This window comes from Ectopseudomonas oleovorans (genome assembly GCF_003052605.1).
Lineage (GTDB): Bacteria > Pseudomonadota > Gammaproteobacteria > Pseudomonadales > Pseudomonadaceae > Aquipseudomonas > Aquipseudomonas oleovorans_A.
This window is the reverse complement of record NZ_QASO01000102.1, coordinates 13,671-33,499: the sequence shown is the minus strand read 5'-3', so window position 1 is coordinate 33,499 and position 19,829 is coordinate 13,671. Positions and strand designations below refer to the sequence as shown.

18 protein-coding genes and 2 pseudogenes are annotated in these 19,829 nt (G+C 62.7%); 13 read left to right on the top strand and 7 right to left on the bottom strand.

Translation table 11 applies throughout. The annotated features are described in order from the left end of the window. The first annotated feature begins 1 nt into the window (after window position 1). From cydB to DBO86_RS17035, 6 genes and pseudogenes are all read left to right on the top strand, one after another. Window positions 2-1,009, top strand: a complete 1,008-nt coding sequence (cydB, locus tag DBO86_RS17050) for a cytochrome d ubiquinol oxidase subunit II (RefSeq protein ID WP_108234298.1) — start codon at window positions 2-4, stop codon at window positions 1,007-1,009. Window positions 1,010-1,205: 196 nt separating this feature from the next. Beyond that, complete coding sequence (locus tag DBO86_RS17045) at window positions 1,206-1,352, top strand: DUF2474 domain-containing protein (RefSeq protein ID WP_074856111.1); 147 nt, start codon at window positions 1,206-1,208, stop codon at window positions 1,350-1,352. A 70-nt stretch (window positions 1,353-1,422) separates the two neighbouring features. Next, a complete protein-coding gene (locus DBO86_RS27320) occupies window positions 1,423-1,689 on the top strand; it encodes a hypothetical protein (RefSeq protein ID WP_425266805.1) in 267 nt (88 codons plus the stop codon). Beyond that, window positions 1,664-1,855, top strand: coding sequence for a hypothetical protein (locus DBO86_RS27315; RefSeq protein ID WP_376738818.1), 192 nt, complete (start codon window positions 1,664-1,666; stop codon window positions 1,853-1,855). Before DBO86_RS27320 ends, DBO86_RS27315 begins: the two co-directional genes overlap by 26 nt. After that, window positions 1,810-2,178, top strand: a pseudogene (locus DBO86_RS27310) (metallopeptidase TldD-related protein); the annotation flags it as partial. The gene DBO86_RS27315 and the pseudogene DBO86_RS27310, both read left to right, overlap by 46 nt. Beyond that, window positions 2,178-3,497: pseudogene (locus tag DBO86_RS17035) on the top strand (TldD/PmbA family protein). The pseudogenes DBO86_RS27310 and DBO86_RS17035, both read left to right, overlap by 1 nt. 5 nt (window positions 3,498-3,502) lie before the next feature. On the opposite strand, the gene DBO86_RS17030 reads toward DBO86_RS17035, so the two are convergent. Continuing rightward, entirely contained in the window at window positions 3,503-4,627 is a 1,125-nt protein-coding gene (locus tag DBO86_RS17030; protein ID WP_108234297.1) for a methyltransferase, read from the bottom strand. A gap of 243 nt (window positions 4,628-4,870) precedes the next feature. Between DBO86_RS17030 and DBO86_RS17025 the strand changes: the two genes are divergently transcribed. Then, window positions 4,871-5,647, top strand: coding sequence for a ferredoxin--NADP reductase (locus DBO86_RS17025; RefSeq protein ID WP_108234296.1), 777 nt, complete (start codon window positions 4,871-4,873; stop codon window positions 5,645-5,647). Here DBO86_RS17025 and DBO86_RS17020 read toward each other — a convergent pair whose 3' ends face one another. Next, window positions 5,648-6,673, bottom strand: a complete 1,026-nt coding sequence (locus DBO86_RS17020) for a CNNM domain-containing protein (protein WP_104730348.1) — start codon at window positions 6,671-6,673, stop codon at window positions 5,648-5,650. 240 nt (window positions 6,674-6,913) lie between these two features. Between DBO86_RS17020 and DBO86_RS17015 the strand changes: the two genes are divergently transcribed. After that, window positions 6,914-7,162, top strand: a complete 249-nt coding sequence (locus tag DBO86_RS17015) for an HP1242/YdcH family protein (protein ID WP_004425048.1) — start codon at window positions 6,914-6,916, stop codon at window positions 7,160-7,162. A 68-nt stretch (window positions 7,163-7,230) separates the two neighbouring features. Continuing rightward, entirely contained in the window at window positions 7,231-7,509 is a 279-nt protein-coding gene (locus tag DBO86_RS17010) for an HP1242/YdcH family protein (protein WP_004425044.1), read from the top strand. A gap of 261 nt (window positions 7,510-7,770) precedes the next feature. Here DBO86_RS17010 and DBO86_RS17005 read toward each other — a convergent pair whose 3' ends face one another. After that, window positions 7,771-8,247, bottom strand: coding sequence for a GNAT family N-acetyltransferase (locus DBO86_RS17005; protein WP_039965075.1), 477 nt, complete (start codon window positions 8,245-8,247; stop codon window positions 7,771-7,773). Between the two features lie 92 nt (window positions 8,248-8,339). On the opposite strand from DBO86_RS17005, the gene radA reads away from it, so the two are divergent. Then, entirely contained in the window at window positions 8,340-9,698 is a 1,359-nt protein-coding gene (gene radA, locus DBO86_RS17000; protein WP_075745431.1) for a DNA repair protein RadA, read from the top strand. A 247-nt stretch (window positions 9,699-9,945) separates the two neighbouring features. Next, window positions 9,946-10,092, top strand: coding sequence for a hypothetical protein (locus DBO86_RS26080; protein ID WP_017678812.1), 147 nt, complete (start codon window positions 9,946-9,948; stop codon window positions 10,090-10,092). Window positions 10,093-10,095: 3 nt separating this feature from the next. Here the strand turns inward: DBO86_RS26080 and DBO86_RS16995 are convergent, their stop codons facing one another. Beyond that, complete coding sequence (locus DBO86_RS16995) at window positions 10,096-10,467, bottom strand: PilZ domain-containing protein (RefSeq protein ID WP_045734044.1); 372 nt, start codon at window positions 10,465-10,467, stop codon at window positions 10,096-10,098. Window positions 10,468-10,632: 165 nt separating this feature from the next. Here DBO86_RS16995 and DBO86_RS16990 point away from each other — a divergent pair, with 165 nt between their 5' ends. Then, a complete protein-coding gene (locus DBO86_RS16990) occupies window positions 10,633-11,139 on the top strand; it encodes a DUF3015 domain-containing protein (RefSeq protein ID WP_004425035.1) in 507 nt (168 codons plus the stop codon). A gap of 204 nt (window positions 11,140-11,343) precedes the next feature. Here the strand turns inward: DBO86_RS16990 and glyA are convergent, their stop codons facing one another. Further along, window positions 11,344-12,597, bottom strand: coding sequence for a serine hydroxymethyltransferase (gene glyA, locus DBO86_RS16985; RefSeq protein WP_021487979.1), 1,254 nt, complete (start codon window positions 12,595-12,597; stop codon window positions 11,344-11,346). A gap of 135 nt (window positions 12,598-12,732) precedes the next feature. Beyond that, on the bottom strand, window positions 12,733-16,938 hold the full coding sequence (locus DBO86_RS16980; RefSeq protein WP_425266804.1) for a sensor domain-containing protein: 4,206 nt from the start codon (window positions 16,936-16,938) through the stop codon (window positions 12,733-12,735). A gap of 451 nt (window positions 16,939-17,389) precedes the next feature. Here DBO86_RS16980 and ettA point away from each other — a divergent pair, with 451 nt between their 5' ends. Next, a complete protein-coding gene (ettA, locus tag DBO86_RS16975) occupies window positions 17,390-19,054 on the top strand; it encodes an energy-dependent translational throttle protein EttA (RefSeq protein ID WP_108234295.1) in 1,665 nt (554 codons plus the stop codon). A 439-nt stretch (window positions 19,055-19,493) separates the two neighbouring features. Here the strand turns inward: ettA and DBO86_RS16970 are convergent, their stop codons facing one another. Next, a complete protein-coding gene (locus DBO86_RS16970; RefSeq protein WP_108234294.1) occupies window positions 19,494-19,826 on the bottom strand; it encodes a PilZ domain-containing protein in 333 nt (110 codons plus the stop codon). Between the last annotated feature and the right edge of the window lie 3 nt (window positions 19,827-19,829).

Below are 19,829 nucleotides of genomic sequence, written 5' to 3'. Positions count from 1 at the left end.
CATGGGTATCGACCTTCCGCTGATCTGGGCGGTGATCATCGCCTTTGGCGTGATGATGTACGTGGTGATGGACGGCTTCGATCTGGGCATCGGCATCCTCTTTCCCTTCGTCCGTGACGACGGCGAGCGCGATGTGATGATGAACACCGTGGCGCCGGTCTGGGACGGCAACGAAACCTGGCTGGTACTCGGCGGTGCAGCGCTGTTTGGCGCCTTCCCGCTGGCCTACTCGGTGGTGCTGGATGCGCTGTACCTGCCGCTGATCCTGATGCTGCTGGGGCTGATCTTTCGGGGTGTGGCCTTCGAGTTCCGCTTCAAGGCCAAGGCCGCCAAGCGCCATCTGTGGGACAAGGCCTTTATCGGCGGCTCGCTGACCGCCACCTTCTTCCAGGGTGTAGCGCTGGGTGCCTATATCGATGGCTTCGAAGTGGTGAACCGCCGATTTGCCGGCGGCGCCTTCGACTGGCTGACGCCGTTCTCGGTGTTCTGCGGTCTGGCGCTGATCGCCGCCTATGCATTGCTCGGCTGCACCTGGCTGATCATGAAGACCGAAGGACGTCTGCAGCAGCAAATGCATGACCTCGGCCGGCCGCTGATCTTCGTGGTGCTGGCCGTGACCGGCATCGTCAGCCTGTGGACGCCGCTGGCGCATCCGGATATCGCCGAGCGCTGGTTCAGCCTGCCCAACCTGTTCTGGTTCATGCCCGTGCCGGTGTTGGTGCTGTTGTGCACCTGGGCGCTGCTGCGCGCCGTGGCCAACAACGCCAACTACTCGCCGTTCCTGCTCACCCTGGCGTTGATCTTCCTCGGCTACAGCGGCCTGGGTATCAGCCTGTGGCCGAACGTGATTCCGCCGTCGATCAGTATCTGGGAGGCCTCCGCACCGCCGCAGAGTCAGGGCTTCATGCTGGTGGGCGCGTTGTTCATCATCCCCTTCATCCTCATGTACACCGCCTGGAGCTATTACGTGTTTAGAGGCAAGGTGACGGTGGATGACGGCTATCACTGAGAACCGGTCCAAAGCCTGCTGCGCGTCGGCCCTGCGGCGTTAAAAGCAGGCTCGGCCTGCTCATGTACCACTTGTACAGTCGAACGCGACTCCGACCGGTTCTCGCCTGCTTTGACCAGCCGGAGGCTGTTACCAACGTTGCGCCTTGCATGGCTCTAGCTCGCGAGGCTTTGAATCAGGTTCTTAGGAGACGGTCATGACCGAAACCGAAGGGAAGAAACCGCTGTGGCAGCGTCTGGGTTGGCTGGTGCTGATCTGGGCCTGCAGCGTCACAGCGCTGGGCATCGTGGCCTGGCTGTTGCGCCAGTTCATGAGCGCGGCGGGTTTGGGGACGCCGGGCTGAGGCCGCGGTTGATCCCGGCGCGTGCTTGTTCCCATGCTGGCCTCCTTTCGTCGCCAGCCAAGGAGGCCCGATGTTCGCCCTCAGCGATACCCTGCAGCGCCGCTTCGCCGCGCTGAAATCCACAGCTGACTTCTGGTCGCTGCGCCATGTGCAGGAAAGCCGGGAATCCTACTGGGTACGCCGGCGTGTGGCGCAGGCGCCGTCCTTCGTCGACGATGCCGGCGCCATGCTCACCGTGCGTATCGCCGGTGTCGAAGCCTATGCGGCTCAGTCAGGGCGGTTTGCAGGCCGCGCTGGAGCGTGCCGAGCTGATGGCCCGTGCTCTGGTCGGGCATAACCTGCTGGATCTCGCCAGCCTGCCGCACCCCACCGAGCAAAGCGACGATGTGATGCCGGGTTACCAGCAGCAGCTGGCGGGCGCCGCCCACTGGTTCGAGCTGCTGATGGCGGAGTCGGCGCTGATCTCAATCTGGAGCCGGGTGACAAGACCCAGGCCGAGCTGATCGGCGGCATCGATCGCGGCATCCTGATGAGCAACAACCGCTCATGGTCGATCGACGACGCGCGCAACAAGTTCCAGTTCGGCTGCGAGTGGGGTCAGTTGATCGAAAACGGCGAGCTCAAGGGCGTGGTGAAGAACCCCAACTACCGCGGCATCAGCTCGCGCTTCTTGCGCAACCTCAAGGCAGTCCGCGATGTCAGCACCTTCGAGGTGATGGGTACACTCTATTGCGGCAAGGGCGAGCCCAACCAGGTGATTCGCGTGGGGTACGCTTCACCGGCCTGCGTCTTTGCCGATATCGACGTTTTTGGAGGGGCTGCCTGATGGACGCACGTCAGCATTTCAGTGCGTTGCTCGAGCACCTGCAGGCGCAGGTCGTGGGCGAGTAGGGCTTCACCCTGGCCTACGGCGCCGAGGTGTCCAGCTTTATCCGTTTCAACCAGGGCCAGGTGCGCCAGGCCGGCGATGTGCAGCAGGTCTACGTCACCCTGTCGCTGTACCAGGGCCAGCGCCATGCCGAGCACAAGCTGGCGCTCAGTGGTGTGCTCGATGAAGATGTACCCCTGCTGCTGCAAGCGCTGCAGCGCCTGCGTGGCATGCTGCCAACTCTGAGCGAGGATCCGTATCTGCGCCTGAATCGTCAGGCCTGGCGCAGCGAATCCATGGGCGAAGCGATTGCGCTGGATAGCGCGGCCATGGCGCAGCAGATCGTCGCTGCGGCGGCTGGCCTGGATCTGGTCGGCTTTCTCGCTGTCGGCCCGCAGTATCAGGGCTTCGCCAGTTCCTGGGGTGCGTTCGGCTGGTACGCCGCCAGCAGTTTCAACCTCGAATTCAGCCTGTTCCATGACAACGGCCAGGCGGTGAAAAGCGCCTATGCCGGCAAGCAGTGGGATGTAGAGGTGTTCGCCCGCAAGCTGGAGGACGCGCGGCAGCAGCTGGCCTATCTCGGCCGTCCGGCCAAGGCGTTGCAGCCCGGGGCTTATCGGGCCTACCTGGCGCCGGCAGCGCTGGAGGAGCTGGTCAGCCTATGCTGCTGGGGCTTCGGTGCGCAGGCGCTGGCTTCGGGCGGCAGCCCCTTGCAGCGGCTATTCAGCGGCAAGGCCGAACTCAACACCCAGGTGAGCGTGGACGAACGTATCGAAGGCGGCCTGGCCCCAGCCTTCACGGCAGAGGGGCCACGCCAGCCGCTGCGCCTGATCGACCGTGGTCGCCCCGGCGAGCGCCTGGTCAGCTCACGCAGTGCCGCGGAATATGGACTGATCGCCAATGGCGCGTGCAGCGGCGAATACCCGCTGTCGTTGCACATGCATGGCGGTAAATTGGATGAGCACGACGTGCTGCAACGGCTCGGCACCGGGCTCTACGTCGGCAACCTGTGGTACGGCAATTTCTCCGACCTGCCCGCCGCGCGCCTGACCGGCATGACCCGCTTCGCCACCTTCTGGTTCGAGGACGGGCAGATCCAGGCGCCGGCCAACACCATGCGTTTCGATGATTCGCTGTTCGACTTCCTCGGCCCGCAACTCGAAGCCCTGACCCGCGAGCCCGAACTGCTGCTGCCCGGCGGCACCTACGGCGCCCGGCAGACCGGCTCGATGGCGCTGCCGGGGGCATTGCTGTCGCGCTTTACCCTGACCTTGTAGGTGGCTTACTTGCTCGCCTTGAGCACCACGAACTTCGGGTTGGCCGCCACCTGCTCGACGCCACGGAACAGCCGCGCCAGCTTGGCGTGATAGCCCAGGTGGCGGTTGCCGACTATCCACAGTTCGCCGCCGGTCACCAGCGCCGCGCGGGCCTGCTGGAACATGCGCCAGGCGAGAGAATCACCGACCACCTGCTGCTGGTGGAAGGGCGGGTTGCACAGCACCAGGTCCAGCGAGCCGGCCGGCTGTTCGGCCAGGCCGTCGCCGGCACGGATCGTCACCGTTCGCTCACCGAGCGCCGCCAGCCAGTTTTCCTGCGCCGACTGCACGGCCATGTATGACTCGTCCACCAGGGTCAGCTGTGCCTGCGGGCTGCCCAGGGCATAGGCGATGCCGAGCACGCCGTTGCCGCAGCCCAGGTCGGCGACGCGGCGTGCGCCGAGGTGGCGCGGCAAATGCGGCAGGAAGGCGCGGGTGCCGATGTCCAGGCCGTCGCGGCAGAACACGTTGGCGTGGTTGACCAGCTCCAGCGCCGGTTTATCCAGGCGGTAGCGGGTCGGGTAGGGCGAGTGCGGCGCCGCCTTGGTTTCAGGCGTGGCGACCAGCAATCGGGCTTTCTTCACGGCCAGCGAGGCCTGCACCGGGCCGATGTATTGCTCCAGCAGATCACCGGCGGCGCGCGGCAGGTGCTTGATCATCGCCCCGGCTACCACGCGGGCATTCGGCGCCAACTGGCCGTGCAGGCGAATCAGTTGCTCCTCCAGCAGCGCCAGGGTCTTCGGCACGCGGATCAGTATCCAGTCGAACGGTCCTTGCGGCGTTTCGCAGCTCGGCAGAAAGGTCACAGTGTCGCCACTCAGGCCGTTGCCGGCGAGGTTCTTCTGCAGGGCGAGAAAGCCCAGGTGCGAGTCACCGCTGCTGGTCACTTGGCAGTGTCCGGCCAGCGAGCAGGCGAGGGCGCCGAAGCTGTCGTTGAGTAGCAGCACCCGGCTACCTGCCTCGATGCCATGCTCATGAAGATGACCCAGCAGGTATTCGTCGGCGGCATCGAAGGCTTGGAGCGGCTCGTTCGCCTGGTGCGGCTGACGCTGCAGTTCGAGGCTGGCGAAGGGAGTTTCGAGAGTAGGCATGCAAACCTTCGGTGTTTGTTGCTGGGCAATTGCGCCAGACTGGACAGGTATTCAATGAAGAGGTGCCTCTAAACACGTAGGCGAGGCAGTCAGCACAAGGCAAAAACAAGCGAGAAACGGTCGGAGTCGCGCTCGACTTTACGAGCTGTAAATGAGCATTTTGATCGGACTCGCGCACGAGCTTGTTTTTAACGCAGTGATGACAACGCAGATAGTGTTTGGAGGTGCCTGAAGGGGGCGATTATGACCGTCAGCGAAGACAAGTTCACCCGTCAGACGCTGCTCGAGGTACGCAGCCTGACGCCGAGTCTGTTCACCCTGCGCACTACCCGTGACCCGGGCTTTCGTTTCCGCGCCGGGCAGTTCGTGCGCCTGGGCGTGGAGAAAACCGATGGCACTGTGGTTTGGCGCGCCTATTCGCTGGTGTCCGCGCCACATGACGAGTTTCTCGAGTTCTTCTCCATCGTGGTGCCGGGCGGCGAATTTACCAGCGAGTTGAGTCGACTGCGCGTTGGCGACAGCCTGCTGGTGGAGAAGATGGCCACCGGCTACCTGACCCTGGACCGCTTCGTCGACGGCCGTGACCTCTGGCTGCTGGGTAGCGGCACTGGCATCGCGCCGTTTTTGTCGATCCTGCAGGACTTCGAGGTGTGGCAGCGCTTCGAGCGTATCGTACTGGTGTACAGCGCGCGTAGCTTCGCCGAACTGGCCTATCAGCCGCTGATCAGGGGTTTTGGCGAGCTGGAACACCTGGCCGAATTCGCTGACAAACTCACCTACCTGCCGGTGGTCACTCGCGAGCAGGCGCCGGATTGCCTGAATGCGCGTATCACCGATCTGCTCGACAACGGTGAGTTGGAGCGCGCCGCCGGGCTTGAACTGACGCCCGAATATTCGCGAGTGATGATTTGCGGCAACCCGCAGATGATCGATGACATTCGCCAGCGTCTGAAAGCGCGCGGCCTGAATCTGAGCCTGACCCGGCGGCCGGGTCAGGTGGCGGTGGAAAACTACTGGTGATCAGTCTTCGCGGATAGCTTTGAGTCGATGTTCCCAACGGCGCTTGGCGAAGCGGCGCATATTGGGAATGTCGTCGGTCTCGTCGAGAATTGGTTTGCCGATGATGGTTTCCATGATGTCCTCCAGGGTCACCAGGCCGCGCCAGCTACCGAACTCGTCGTACACCAGGCACATATGCTGATGTTCCTGCATCATCAGGGTCATCAGGTTCTCCACGTTCATGCTTTCCGGTACGACCTTCAGCGGTTTCATGATCTGGGTGATCGGTTCGGCGTCGTTCTCGGCGGCCAGGGCGTCATAGCGGAACACCACGCCCAGCGGCGACTCGTCCTCGCCGATCACCGGGTAGCGGGAGAACTGGCTCTCGCGGGCACGGGTCTTGAACTCGGCGATCGATTCATCCGGTGCGGCGGATTCGCAGACGATGCGCGGCGTCATGATGTCGCGCAGACGAATCTCGTGCAGGTCGAGGATGTTGCTGATCACCCGATGCTCGTCTTCGTCGAGCTTGCCCACTTCGCGGCCGAGCAGGGTCAGTGCCTTGATTTCCTGGCGAATATCATGTTCCGGCTCCTTGCCGCCGAACAGGCGCATGATCAGATCGGAGAGCACGATGAACGGCTTGAGCAGCAGGATCATTGCCCGCAGCAGGCTCGGCAGGAAGGGAGCAAGGGCGCGCCAGTAACGTGCGCCGATGGTCTTCGGCAGAATTTCCGAGAGCACCAGAATCAGCAGGGTCATGACCGCCGAGGCGATACCCAGGTAACCGTCGCCGAAGACGATTGCCACCTGCGCACCAACGCCGGTCGCACCAACGGTATGTGCCACGGTATTGAGGGTCAGGATGGCCGCCAGCGGCTGGTCGATCTTGTCTTTGAGCTCTTTCAGCCTTTCGTACAGCTGCGGTTTGTCGGCCTTCTGCTGTGCGATGTAACTGGGCGTGAGGGAAAGCAGGGCGGCTTCGAGGATGGAGCAGATGAACGAAACCAGGATGGAGAGGACAGCGAACGCTATCAGGAGTGTCATGTAGATGGGCTAGTGACGAACGGCCGATAAAATTAACGCAAAAGGACAGGTGATATTGCAGCAAGGCTGCAACATTTTGTTTCAGAGGGCTGCGCAGGTACGCAAGGGCTTGTAACTCCTTGCGCTGCAGCATTCGGCGCAGCTTCGACTAGGCTAGGGTCTGTTGCCGTTTCGCGCAGCAACGCGGCTCGCGTCGAAACGGCAACAGACCCTAAGGAAACCCTTTCCGGAGAATCCTCCATGCCGCTCGAACATCATCCGCTTAGTCGAGAGTTTCCGCAGCAGCACGATGCCTTGCGCACGTTGCTGCACAGCGACCCGCACTTTCCACGTTTGGCCAGTGACTATGAAGCACTGGACAGGCGTATCTACGCCATCGAGGCGGGGCGTGAGGCTGCGGATGATCTGATCCTGCAGGGCCTGAAGTTGCAGCGGGTGGCGCTCAAGGACGAGATCGCCGAACTGTTGCGCAAGGCGGGCAGTGCTTGATCCTGATCAAGTGAGCGGGGTGTCTGTGACGCTAGGCTGGAGCCATCTTTCCTGTCAGAGGCTCCACCATGCACGTCGACCATCATCCGCTGGTTCATGATTTCCCCGAACTGCGCAACGAACTGCAGCGCCTGCGCCAGAGCGATGAACAGTTCTCGCGCCTGGCCGAAGAATACGAAGCACTGGACAAGCGCATCTGCCGTATCGAGGACGGTATCGAGTTGCTCGATGACGTCGCCCTCAGCGCGTTGAAACTCAACCGCGTGGCAATGAAGGACGAGCTGGCGCGCCAGCTCAAACGCGCTGCGGGGCAGTGCTGCGGTTGTGGCAATGGCTGCAAGGGCTGAGTCGTAGAAGCCGGTTTGCCGGCGTGTTGGTGAAAGGCTGATCGCCCGCAAGTGGGCCCCTGCGATCAGACGTTTTCAATGTACGGGCGGGTTGATCAGATAAGTGAGCAGCCCGTCCGCCTAATGCCAGTCAGTTAAGCCGTTGCACTCGATCTTTGTAGGAGCCGGCTTGCCGGCGATCCGCCATAAAAAGCATCGCCAGCAAGCTGGCTCCTACGAAAAACGCCCCTCTACTGCAAGTAGGAGGGGGTGGTGACGAACTTATCTGATCAGCATTAGCCCGTCCGCCTCTTCTTCCGTCCACACTTCGCGCGCCGGTCTGGGCCATTCGCTCAACAGCTGCTGCCAGAACGCGCAGGCCAACTCATCCTGGCGGTAGAAACGCAGCAGCCAGGGCCTGCCATCGCCCATTACCTGCTGTACCAGGGCGCGACCGATGCCTTGGCGACGATACTTTTTCAGGATGAACAGATCGGCGAACTCCGGCACATCAAGACCGGGTAACTCGCTCTGTTCGATCAGCAGGAAACCGGCAATGAAGGCGTCGACCAGTATCAGTTGCGCGCTCCAGCCCGGTTCCTGCCAATAGCGCTGCAGGTGGGGGTGGTGGATGTAGAAGCGACCGTCCGTCTCCACATCCTCCTGCTCCCAGTCCGAGCTTTCGTAGGCGTAGAACTGGTAGAGGTTGGCCAGTAGCGGCAGCTGTTCGGCGCTGGTGGGGAGCAGTTGGATCTGCATATGGGCATTCCGGGCAGAGTGGCTGTGATCTGTAAATTTATCCAGTTGTTCGGTATCGTTCCAGCCTTCGTTCAGCGGCAGGATTGATCGCAATGGCCAAGGCAAAACGCATGTACGGCTGCACCGAGTGCGGCGCCAACTTCCCCAAATGGGCAGGGCAGTGTGGGGAGTGTGGCGCCTGGAATACCTTGGTCGAAACCGTGGTCGAGGGCGCCACGCCCAGTGGGCGCACTGGCTGGGCCGGCGACAAGGCCAATATCAAGACCCTGGCTGAGGTCAGTGTCGAGGAAATTCCGCGTTTTTCCACCGCTTCCGGTGAACTGGATCGGGTGCTCGGTGGCGGCCTGGTGGATGGCTCGGTGGTGCTGATCGGTGGCGATCCAGGCATCGGCAAGTCGACCATCCTGCTGCAGACCCTGTGCAATATCGCCACGCGTTTTCCCGCCCTTTACGTCACCGGTGAGGAATCGCAGCAGCAGGTGGCCATGCGTGCGCGGCGGCTGGATCTGCCGCAGGACAAGCTCAAGGTGATGACCGAAACCTGCATCGAATCGATCATCGCCACCGCCCGCCAGGAAAAACCCAAGGTCATGGTCATCGACTCGATCCAGACCATCTTCACCGAGCAACTGCAGTCGGCGCCAGGCGGCGTGGCCCAGGTGCGCGAGAGTGCGGCGCTGCTGGTGCGCTTCGCCAAGCAGAGCGGCACGGCGATCTTTCTCGTCGGCCACGTCACCAAGGAGGGCGCGTTAGCCGGCCCGCGCGTGCTGGAGCACATGGTCGACACCGTGCTGTATTTCGAGGGTGAGTCCGACGGTCGCCTGCGCCTGCTACGGGCGGTGAAGAACCGTTTCGGCGCGGTCAACGAACTGGGTGTGTTCGGCATGACCGACAAGGGCCTGAAGGAAGTCTCCAATCCCTCGGCGATCTTCCTCACCCGCGCGCAGGAGGCCGTGCCCGGCAGCGTGGTGATGGCTACCTGGGAAGGCTCGCGACCGATGCTGGTGGAGGTGCAGGCGCTGGTCGACACCAGTCATCTGGGCAATCCGCGCCGCGTCACCCTGGGCCTGGATCAGAACCGCCTGGCCATGCTGCTGGCGGTACTGCACCGCCACGGCGGCATTCCGACCTATGACCAGGACGTGTTCCTCAACGTGGTTGGCGGGGTCAAGGTGCTGGAAACGGCGTCCGACCTGGCACTGATGGCGGCGGTGATCTCCAGCCTGCGCAACCGGCCGCTGCAACATGACCTGCTGGTGTTCGGCGAGATTGGTCTGTCCGGCGAGATTCGTCCGGTGCCGAGCGGTCAGGAGCGTCTGAAGGAGGCGGCCAAGCATGGTTTCAAGCGCGCCATCGTGCCCAAGGGCAATGCCCCCAAGGAAGCACCGCCGGGTTTGCAGATAGTAGCCGTCACGCGCCTGGAACAGGCGCTGGATGCGTTGTTCGAGTAACTAAAGTCGCGGCTAAAACCCTTCCTGCTGTACCTGCACATGTGCCAACTGTAGGAGCCCGCTTGCGGGCGATCATCGATAAAAGCATCGCCGGCAAGCCGGCTCCTACAGGTCCATCCGGGCTACGTCTCTGTATCGGCTGCGGCGTTCTGCCGCGAGTGGGGCGGGTCGAAAATTGACCGAGGTCAATAGGTAGCAGGCTATCGGCGCGCAGCATGAAGGCGTATCCACTGAAGGAGACGCCATCATGTTCCTGTTCTTCGATTTCTTTTCCCGGGCTTTCAACTTCGACGCCAAGGCCATCGAATCGCGCGATGCGCGCCGTCAGGCGCAGCGTATTCAGGCGCGTCGCCAGCGTCGTGAACAGGCAGAGGCTGCCTGTCTGCGCCACTGACTGCTAGTCGTCTTCGCCCAATGCCGCCAGTTCGCGCTCCAGCAGCTGTTCATCGCCGAGGTTGAGTTCGACCAGGCGGCGCAGGTGGCTGATGGAATCCAGATCGATATGGCGGCAGACGAAACCGAGAGACTGCGGCTGGGCGCGCGTCAGTACCACTTCCATCTTCACCTTGGCTTCGTCCCCCAGTTCGATAAGAGCTTCGAAGGGCTGGTTCGGGTCGCCGTTCCAGTCACGTGGGGTCTTGATCAGCAGGCCCTTGAGAGAGATATCGTGCAGAGCTGCCGACCATTGCCGCTCACCTTGAGCGATGACGGTGGGGGCGTCGAAGGCGATGCGCTGAAAGCGCCGACGCTCGTTGGCTGATTCACTCATGCCGATACTCCTGAAGGATTTACATCACTATAGCCAAGGCTACTGGCCACGCACTCCAACCCTTGTGCCGTGGCGCACAACCGATGCCCATCAGTTTGACAGGTCGCCAAGTCTCGCCAAAGCTCCTTAAGCGGTTTCATTACTCGATATAGCGGAGCGATAGACATGAGCAAGCGACTGCTGGGTAAAGGTTTGGTCTTCGGTCTGTTGAGCATGGCCAGTGTTGGTGCGTTTGCCGATGCTGCGGGCGGCAATGGCTGCGGCTGGGGCAACATGCTGTTCGAAGGGCAGCGTGGCATGGCCCCGCACTTCCTGGCCACCACCACCAATGGCACCTCGGGTAACGCCACCTTCGGCATGACGTCTGGTACCAACGGTTGCGACACCAGTGGCGCGCTGGGCTACAACGGCCGCTCCATGCTGGCGATGAACGGCATGCTCGATTCGATTGCCGAAGACATGGCCATGGGCCAGGGCGAAGCGCTGGACGCCTACGCTACCTTGCTGGGCGTGGAGGCTCAGGATCGTGCGCACTTCGCCAAGGTCACTCACGACAACTTCGGCAGCATCTTCAGCAAAGCCGACGCCACCAGTGAGCAGGTGCTGGCAGCCACGCTCGAGGTGATGAGCCGTGACGCGCAACTGGCGCGCTACGTGAAACAGCCGGCCTGAGGCAAATTGAAGGCAAAAAGAAGCCCGCCAATCGGCGGGCTTCTTCGTTTCAGGCTGAGCCTTAGAACCTGTTCACGATCTGCTGCGCGTCGGCGCTACTGCATTAAAAACAAGCTCGGAATGCTCATTTACCACTTGTAAACTCCGCTTCCTCGCTTGTTTTTGCCTTGTATCGCTCTAGCTCGCTAGATCGTGAATAGGTTCTTAGTTGGCATAGACCGGGAACTTCGCGCACAGCGCCTTGACCTGCTCACGCACGCGGCCTTCGACTTCGTCGTTGCCGATGTTGGCCAGTACGTCGCAGATCCAGCCTGCCAGTTGACGGCACTCGTCTTCCTTGAAGCCGCGAGTGGTGACGGCAGGGGTGCCGATACGCAGGCCGGAGGTGACGAACGGCGAACGCGGATCGTTCGGTACGCTGTTCTTGTTGACGGTGATGAAGGCGCGGCCCAGGGCAGCGTCAGCATCCTTGCCGGTAATGTCCTGCTTGATCAGCGAGAGCAGGAACAGGTGGTTCTCGGTGCCGCCGGAGACCACGTCGTAGCCGTTGTCGATGAACACCTGGGCCATGGTCTGGGCGTTCTTGATTACCTGTGCCTGGTAAGCCTTGAACTCAGGTTGCAGCGCTTCCTTGAAGCACACCGCCTTGGCGGCGATGACGTGCTCCAGCGGGCCGCCCTGGCCGCCTGGGAATACTGCGGAGTTGAACTTCTTCTCCAGCTCTTCGTTCTTGCGCGCCAGGATCAGGCCGCCACGCGGGCCGCGCAGGGTTTTGTGGGTGGTGGTGGTAACCACATCGGCGAACGGTACCGGGTTCGGGTACAGGCCAGCGGCGACCAGGCCGGCGACGTGGGCCATGTCGACGAACAGGTAGGCACCGACCTTGTCGGCAATGGCGCGGAAACGCGGGAAGTCCAGCACCTGCGAGTAGGCGCTGAAGCCGGCGATGATCATCTTCGGCTTGTGCTCGACGGCCAGGCGCTCGACTTCGTCATAGTCGATCAGACCCTGGTCGTTGATGCCGTACTGCACGGCGTTGTAGATCTTGCCGGAGAAGCTGACGCTGGCGCCGTGGGTCAGGTGACCGCCATGGGCCAGGCTCATGCCCAGCACGGTGTCGCCGGCGTTGAGCAGGGCCATGTACACGGCGCTGTTGGCCTGGCTGCCGGAGTGCGGCTGGACGTTGGCGTAGTCGGCGCCGAACAGTTCCTTGGCGCGGTCGATGGCGAGTTGCTCAACCACGTCGACATACTCGCAACCACCGTAGTAACGCTTGCCCGGGTAGCCTTCGGCGTACTTGTTGGTCAGCACGCTGCCCTGGGCTTCCATCACCGCCGGGCTGGTGTAGTTTTCCGAGGCGATCAGCTCGATGTGCTCTTCCTGGCGCTGGGCTTCCTGCTCCATCGCGGCAAAGAGTTCGGCGTCATAACGAGCGAGGGTCAAATCACGGCTGAACATGGCGGTCCCCTGAAATCAGCTGGGCGGTAGAAAGAGGGGGCGGATTCTACCGCAAAGGTCGCATTCAGGCATATGAAGGTCGGTCATGAGCCTGACAAATGGCCTTCATGCTGAGTTGGGCCCAGGGCTCGCCCGTCAACTGAGGATGAACAGCGCTGCGCCGCTGAACTGGGCGGTGAGCTGACGTGCAGCCATGGGCCTGCCCAGCAGGAAGCCCTGTACTTCGTCGCAGTGGTGTTCACGCAGGAAGTCCAGTTGTGCCTGGCTCTCCACGCCCTCGGCGATCACCATCATGTTCAGGCTGTGCGCCATGGCGATGATCGCGCGGGCGATCTGCGCATCCTGCTCACCATCGGGCAGGCCGTCGACGAAGCTACGGTCGATCTTCAAGACGTCGATAGGGAACTGCTTGAGGTAGTTCAGCGATGAGTAGCCGGTGCCGAAATCATCCACGGCAATGCACAGGCCCAAACGCTTGAGGTTGCCGAGAGTCTGCATCGCGCTGGCGACGTCACGCATCAGTATGCTTTCGGTCAGCTCCAGCTCCAGGCAGGCCGGGGCTACTCTGGTTCTGTCCAGAATGGCGGCGATGCGTGCGCTCAGATCGCCTTCGGCGAACTGCCGGGCCGACAGATTGACCGAAATCTTGGGGATGCGGATCTTTTCCTCGTGCCAGGCCTTGAGCTGCCGGCAGGCTTCCTCCAGCACCCATTCACCGACCTGCACCACCAGGCCGAGCTCCTCCAGCACCGGGATGAACTCATCCGGCGGCACCAGGCCGCGTGTCGGGTGACTCCAGCGCAACAGCGCCTCGACCCCGGTCAGGCGATTGCCGTCGCCGGCAAACTGCGGCTGATAATGCAGGACGAACTGGCCCTGCTCCTGAGCGTGGCGCAGGTCACTTTCCAGTTCCAGGCGTTCCAGGGCACTGGCGTTCATATCGGCCTGGTAGAACTGGAAGTTGTTCTTGCCGCGTTCCTTGGCGTGGTACATCGCCGTGTCGGCGTTCTTCATCAGTTGACTCAGTTCGTTACCATCTTGCGGAGCGAGGGCGATGCCGATACTGGCGGTGACGAAGAATTCGCGGCCTTCGAGGACGAAAGGGCGCGCCAGGCTGGAGAGAATCTGCTCGGCGACATGAATGGCGCGATTCAATGCGCCCTCGCGGGTGGCGCGCGGCTGCAGCAGCAGGGTGAATTCGTCGCCGCCCATGCGCGCCACGGTGTCGTCGCCGTCGACGCAGGCCGACAGGCGCACGGCCACGTCCTTGAGCATGCGGTCGCCGGCGGCGTGGCCGAGCGAATCGTTGATCGGCTTGAAGCGGTCGAGGTCGAGGAACATCAGCACCACCCATTCGTCATGCCGATCCGCATGCTGCAGGGCACTGTGCAGGCGATCCTGGAACAGGGTGCGGTTGGGCAGGTGGGTCAGGGCGTCGTAGTAGGCCAGACGATGGATGCGCTGTTCGCTGGCCTTGCGTTCGCTGATGTCGCTGAAGAAACACACGTAGCTGACCAGGTCGCCTTCCTCGTCATGCACCGCGGTAATGCCGACCCAGGCCGGGAAGTTCTCCCCACCCTTGCGCTTGAGCCACACCTCGCCTTCCCAACTGCCGCGCTGGTTGAGTTGGCCGAGGATGTACTGCAGGTGCGCCGCCTGCTGGCGGTCGGCGGTGAGCATGCCGGGAAGCTGGTCGAGCACCTGGCCGGCGGAATAACCACTGACGCGGCTGAAGGCCTTGTTGACCTGAACGATGTAACCGGCCGGGTCGGTCACCAGAATCGCTGCGGTGGAGTGCTCGAATACCGTGGCGGCCATGCGCAGGTCTTTTTCCGCGCGGCGTTGCTGGCTGATGTCGCGGCCAACGCCGAGGATGCCTCCGAAGCGACCGTTCTCGTCCCACATCAGCACCAGGCGCAGCTCCACCGGGATCTTGTGGCCGTCGGCGCGCAGGCAGTCGAAGACGAAGAGCTGATCCGGCAGCTCCTCGCGCAGACGCTCGAGGCGGTCACGCTCGCCGAGCGAATCGCGAATCCGCTCGAGCAGCTGGTAGAGGCTGGCGAGCTGCTGCGGGTTGGCCGCCAGGCCTTGCAGGCCGTTGGTTGTCACCCATTCGGCGTCGTAACCGAGCATGGCTTCCACCGACGGGCTGACGTAGTTCAGGTTCAGGCTGTCATCGGTGGAGACGATCACGTCGCTGATGCTTTCCGCCAGCAGACGGTAGCGTTGCTCGCTGTCACGCAGCGATTGGTTGCGCTCGATTTGCTCGGTAATGTCCTTGGCCAAGCCGATCAGGCGGCTGACGCGCCCGCGATCATCGCGCGCCAGCGCCTGCTCACGGATGCTGAACCAGCGCCACTGACCGTCGCGGTGACGCCAGCGCAGCACTGATTCGAGCAGCAAACCGTTGCCGACCACTTTCTGCAGGTTGCGGATGCGCCAGTAGTATTCGCTGTCGTCCGGATGCAGTACCTGCTCCCAGAAATCCCCGGCCATCTCCTTGAGCTCGCCGACGCTATAGCCCAGCTGCAAGCCGAGGCTGTGGTTGCTGAACAGCACCTGCTGGTTCTGCATGTCATGCACGTAGAGCAGGTCGGGGACCGAGCGAACCACCTCGGACCAGAAGCGCTCACGCTCGATCAGCGACAGCTCGATGCGCTTGCGGCTGGTGATGTCGCTGATGCTAAGGGTGACGGCCTGATAATCCTGAATCATTTCCGGCAGACGCAGTACCAGCCATACATGGCGCTGCAGGCCCTGTGCGGTGACCAGCTGGGTTTCCAGCTCCACCAGATTGGGGCCTTCGAGCACGGCCACGGCCAGGCGATAACGCAGATCGTCGGGCTGTATCGGGCCGTTGTCGATCAGTTGCTGCCAGGCCTGCTCGGTGCTCTTCACCCCGAGCAGGTTGAGCGCCACCTGGTTGGCTTCGGTAATGCGTAGTTGCTCGACCAACAGTTGCTGATGCTCGGCATCGGCCTGCAACCAGCGCTGCAGACCCGCCGCATCGCGCAACTTGTGCTGCAGCAACAGGCAGCGCAGGCCGGAGAGGTCGAGCACGCACAGGGCCACGCCGGTGCCCTCGAAGATATCCTGATAGCGCCTGCGGGTTTCCTGCAGCACGCGCATGGCCTGCTGCTCGTCGGTCACGTCACGCAGCACCCAGACGTAACCGGCATGACGCCCGACTTCGCTGATATCGCTACGGGTCACGGCGAACAGTCGCTCGCGCCCCTCGCTTTCGACTCTGATCAGCTCCGGTCCCAGATCGCTGCTCAGTTGTGGACTGTTGAGCAGCAGCGGGTCGAGATCGGGCAGCAGATCAAGCAGATGGAGTTCCCCGGCCACGTTGCTGGGAACCCCGAACAGCGCTTCGGCCTGCGGGTTCAGGTAGCGCACCTTGCCATCGGCCTGGGTCACCAGAATGCGTTCTTCGACGGCACCGAGCGCGCTGGCGGCCTGGCGCAGCGAGCGGCGTGTTTCGCTATTCAGGCGCTGCAGGCTGCGCTGCTCGCGTTGCAGGCCGTACAGGGCCAGCAGGGTAAGCAGGCTGCACAGCGCGAACAGCAGGAACTTGCCGGCCAGGGTCGGCATCAGCTCGTTGCCGGCGCGTTCTGCATCGAACAGGGCGCGCAGTTGCCAGTCGCTGCCGGGCAGGGCGATCAGTTCCAGGCTTTGTGCCTGTTCTGCCGCAGTAACCGGCGCGATGATGCCGCCAGCCTGTTGCAGGTCATCGGCACGTGCTATCACGCGGTGACTGAGCAGATCTTCGAGCAACCAGTCGTGCTCGCTCTGGTGCTGCTCGCGCAGCCAGCCACGCAACGCACTGGTGCGCATGCGCAATACTCGGTGACTGTCGTCAGGCTGACGCAGCAGCAGGTAGAGCGCGCCGCCGTCCAGTGCGCTGAAGGCGAAGTGATAGGGCGCCGCGCCGCTGCGTTGCTGCTGGTTGCGAATGAAGCTGAGGTCGCGCGACTCGCTGGCGCTGTCGGCCAGCAACTGCCCGTCGGCATCGAGCCAGGCCACGCTGTTGACGGTCGGGAAGATGCTGCGCAATGCCGTGACCAATTCGCTGCCGTCGCCAGCGCGCGCAGGGCTGCTTTGCAGCATCGCCTGGCCCGCCTGTGCCTTGAGGCGCATGTTCAGACTCAGGTGCTTGGCCAGTTGGGCGCTGTAACCCTGGCTCAGTTGCTTCTGACTATCGAGCAACTGGCGGTATTCCTGGGTCAGCTGCCAGGCCAGCAATCCCAGCATCGCCAGCACCAGCACCACCAGTGCACGGCGCAATGCTGCGCGCGACTCGCCCGGGGAGGAGGAAGGCAGGGATGAGGGAGTCGACACGTTCTGTGAACCTGCAGCCAGTGCTGGGCTATTTTAAGCGTTGAGACGCGCGGGCATGCCTGCGCTCGCGCGAGCCGGCTAGAATGCCTGCAAACGTGGCCAAGTGCCAGCTGCGCCGACGAACGTAGGTTTGCCCTGTCACGCACATTCCGGTAGTTTTGCGCCGCGCGCGTGAACTGTCCGCGCGGTACTTGGCGTTCGCCTCCGCAGGGGCTAAGGTCTCTGCACATTGCGTACACGCAGGTGGTGTGAAAACTGATGGCTAGCGCACGTTAACGACCCTGGCTTTTCGGTAGGAGCGGCTTCAGCCGCGAATTTCGCGGATAAATCCGCTCCTACAGGGTGTACAACAGCTAACGCGAACATAGCCCCCCAACGCATTCATCATGTTTTCACGCGACCTGCATGGCGCGCCGTTTCCAGCTCCCTATTCTCACCAGTCAGGTTCTCCATGGCTCAGTACGTCTACAGCATGCATCGGGTCAGCAAGGTTGTCCCGCCGAAGCGTGAAATTCTCAAGGACATCTCCCTGTCATTCTTCCCAGGCGCCAAGATCGGCGTGCTGGGCCTCAACGGTGCCGGTAAGTCCACGCTGCTGCGCATCATGGCCGGCGTCGACACCGAGATCGACGGCGAGGCTCGTCCGATGCCGGGGATCAAGGTCGGCTACCTGCCACAGGAGCCGCAGTTCGACCCGAGCAAGACGGTGCGCGACATCGTCGAAGAGGCGGTAGGCGAGATCAAGCAGGCCCAGGCCCGTCTCGACGAGGTCTACGCCGCTTACGCCGAGCCGGACGCCGACTTCGATGCCCTGGCTGCCGAACAGGCCAAGCTCGAAGCCATTCTGCAGGCTTCCGATGGCCACAACCTGGAGCGCCAGCTGGAAGTCGCCGCCGACGCCCTGCGTCTGCCGGCCTGGGACGCCAAGATCGAGCACCTGTCCGGTGGTGAGAAACGCCGCGTGGCGCTGTGTCGCCTGCTGCTGTCGGCGCCAGACATGCTGCTGCTCGACGAGCCGACCAACCACCTGGACGCCGACTCGGTCGCCTGGCTGGAGCGCTTCCTGCACGATTTCCCCGGCACCGTGGTGGCCATCACCCACGACCGTTACTTCCTCGACAACGTCGCCGGCTGGATTCTCGAACTCGACCGCGGCCACGGTATTCCCTACGAGGGCAACTACTCCGGCTGGTTGGAATCGAAGGCCAACCGTCTGGCTCAGGAAGCCAAGGCCGAGGCGTCGCACGCCAAGGCGATGAAGGCCGAACTGGAGTGGGTACGCCAGGGCGCCAAGGCACGCCAGTCCAAGTCCAAGGCACGTCTGCAGCGCTTCGAGGAAATGCAGTCGCAGGAATTCCAGAAGCGCAGCGAGACCAACGAGATCTACATCCCGGCTGGCCCGCGTCTGGGCGACAAGGTCATCGATTTCCACAACGTGTCGAAGTCCTTCGGCGACCGCGTACTGATCGACGACCTGTCCTTCAGCATCCCCAAAGGCGCCATTGTCGGCGTGATTGGTGGTAACGGCGCCGGTAAGTCGACCCTGCTGCGCATGATCACCGGCAAGGAGCAGCCGGACTCCGGCACCATCGAGATCGGTGAAACCGTACAGATCGCCAGCGTCGAGCAGAGCCGCGAGATGCTCGAAGGCAACAAGACCGTGTGGGAGCAGATTTCCGACGGCTTCGACATGATCAAGGTCGGCAACTACGAGGTGCCGTCGCGCGGTTACGTCGGCCGCTTCAACTTCAAGGGCGCCGACCAGCAGAAGTTCGTCAAGGACCTCTCCGGTGGTGAGCGCGGTCGCCTGCATATGGCGCTGACCCTGAAGCAGGGTGGCAACGTGCTGCTGCTCGACGAACCGTCCAACGACCTCGACGTGGAAACCCTGCGTGCGCTGGAAGAGGCGCTGCTGGACTTCCCGGGCGCCGCCGTGGTGATTTCCCACGATCGCTGGTTCCTCGACCGTATCGCCACCCACATTCTCTCCTACGAGGACGACGGCAAGGTCAACTTCTTCGAAGGCAACTACACCGAGTTCGAAGCCGACCGCAAGAAACGCCTGGGCGATGCCGCCGCGCAGCCGCACCGCGTGCGTTACAAGAAGCTGGCGTAGGGTGGGTTAGCGGCGCCAAGCACGTAATTGGCTGGTTTCACGAGCAGAGTGCGCCGCGTAACCCACCATGCGATATCCCGGTGTTACGCCGGGATGAAAAAACGGAGCCTGCGGGCTCCGTTTTTCGTTGCGGGTACAGGCTCTCTGTAGAAGCGGCGCCCCGCCGCGAACCGAGGGGGACGCGAAAAGCTTCGCCCCGGGGCGGAACGCCTATCCGTTCGGCGTGTGTGTCGCTCGAAAGAGCACTACGTATCTGTAGGAGCCGCGCCTCGCGGCGAATCGATCACGCGTTCAGCACAAATCCACAAGCTTCGCCCCGGGGCGGGGCTCCCACGCAAGGCTGCTTTTGCGTCTTAACTGATCGGCATCAGCCTTTTGCGTTGAGGTTGGTTTGGCGTGGGCGTTTCGTAGGGTGCGCCGTGCGCACCGGTCGCGCAGCTCAGAGCCTGGCCAGCAGGCTCTCCAGTGCCTTGGCCTGATCCTCGGCCAGATCGATGATGTGAAAGCCGGCCCAACAATGCCGGCCGTCGGCGCCGGGGCGGCTCCACAGGCAATCGGCGCCCAGACGCACTTCCTGTACCGCATCGCTACCTGAGGTGCACACCAGGCGGCATTCCAGCACCGCGTCGGCGGTGTGGGGGGTGTCGCTGAACAGCATGAAACCATCTGCAGACAGGTCGACTATCCGGCCCAGGCGCTGGCCGCTGTTCAGGTCGAAGACCTCCAGCTGCATTTCGGTGCCATGGCGGCTGTGTAGGCGACGCTCTTCCATGGA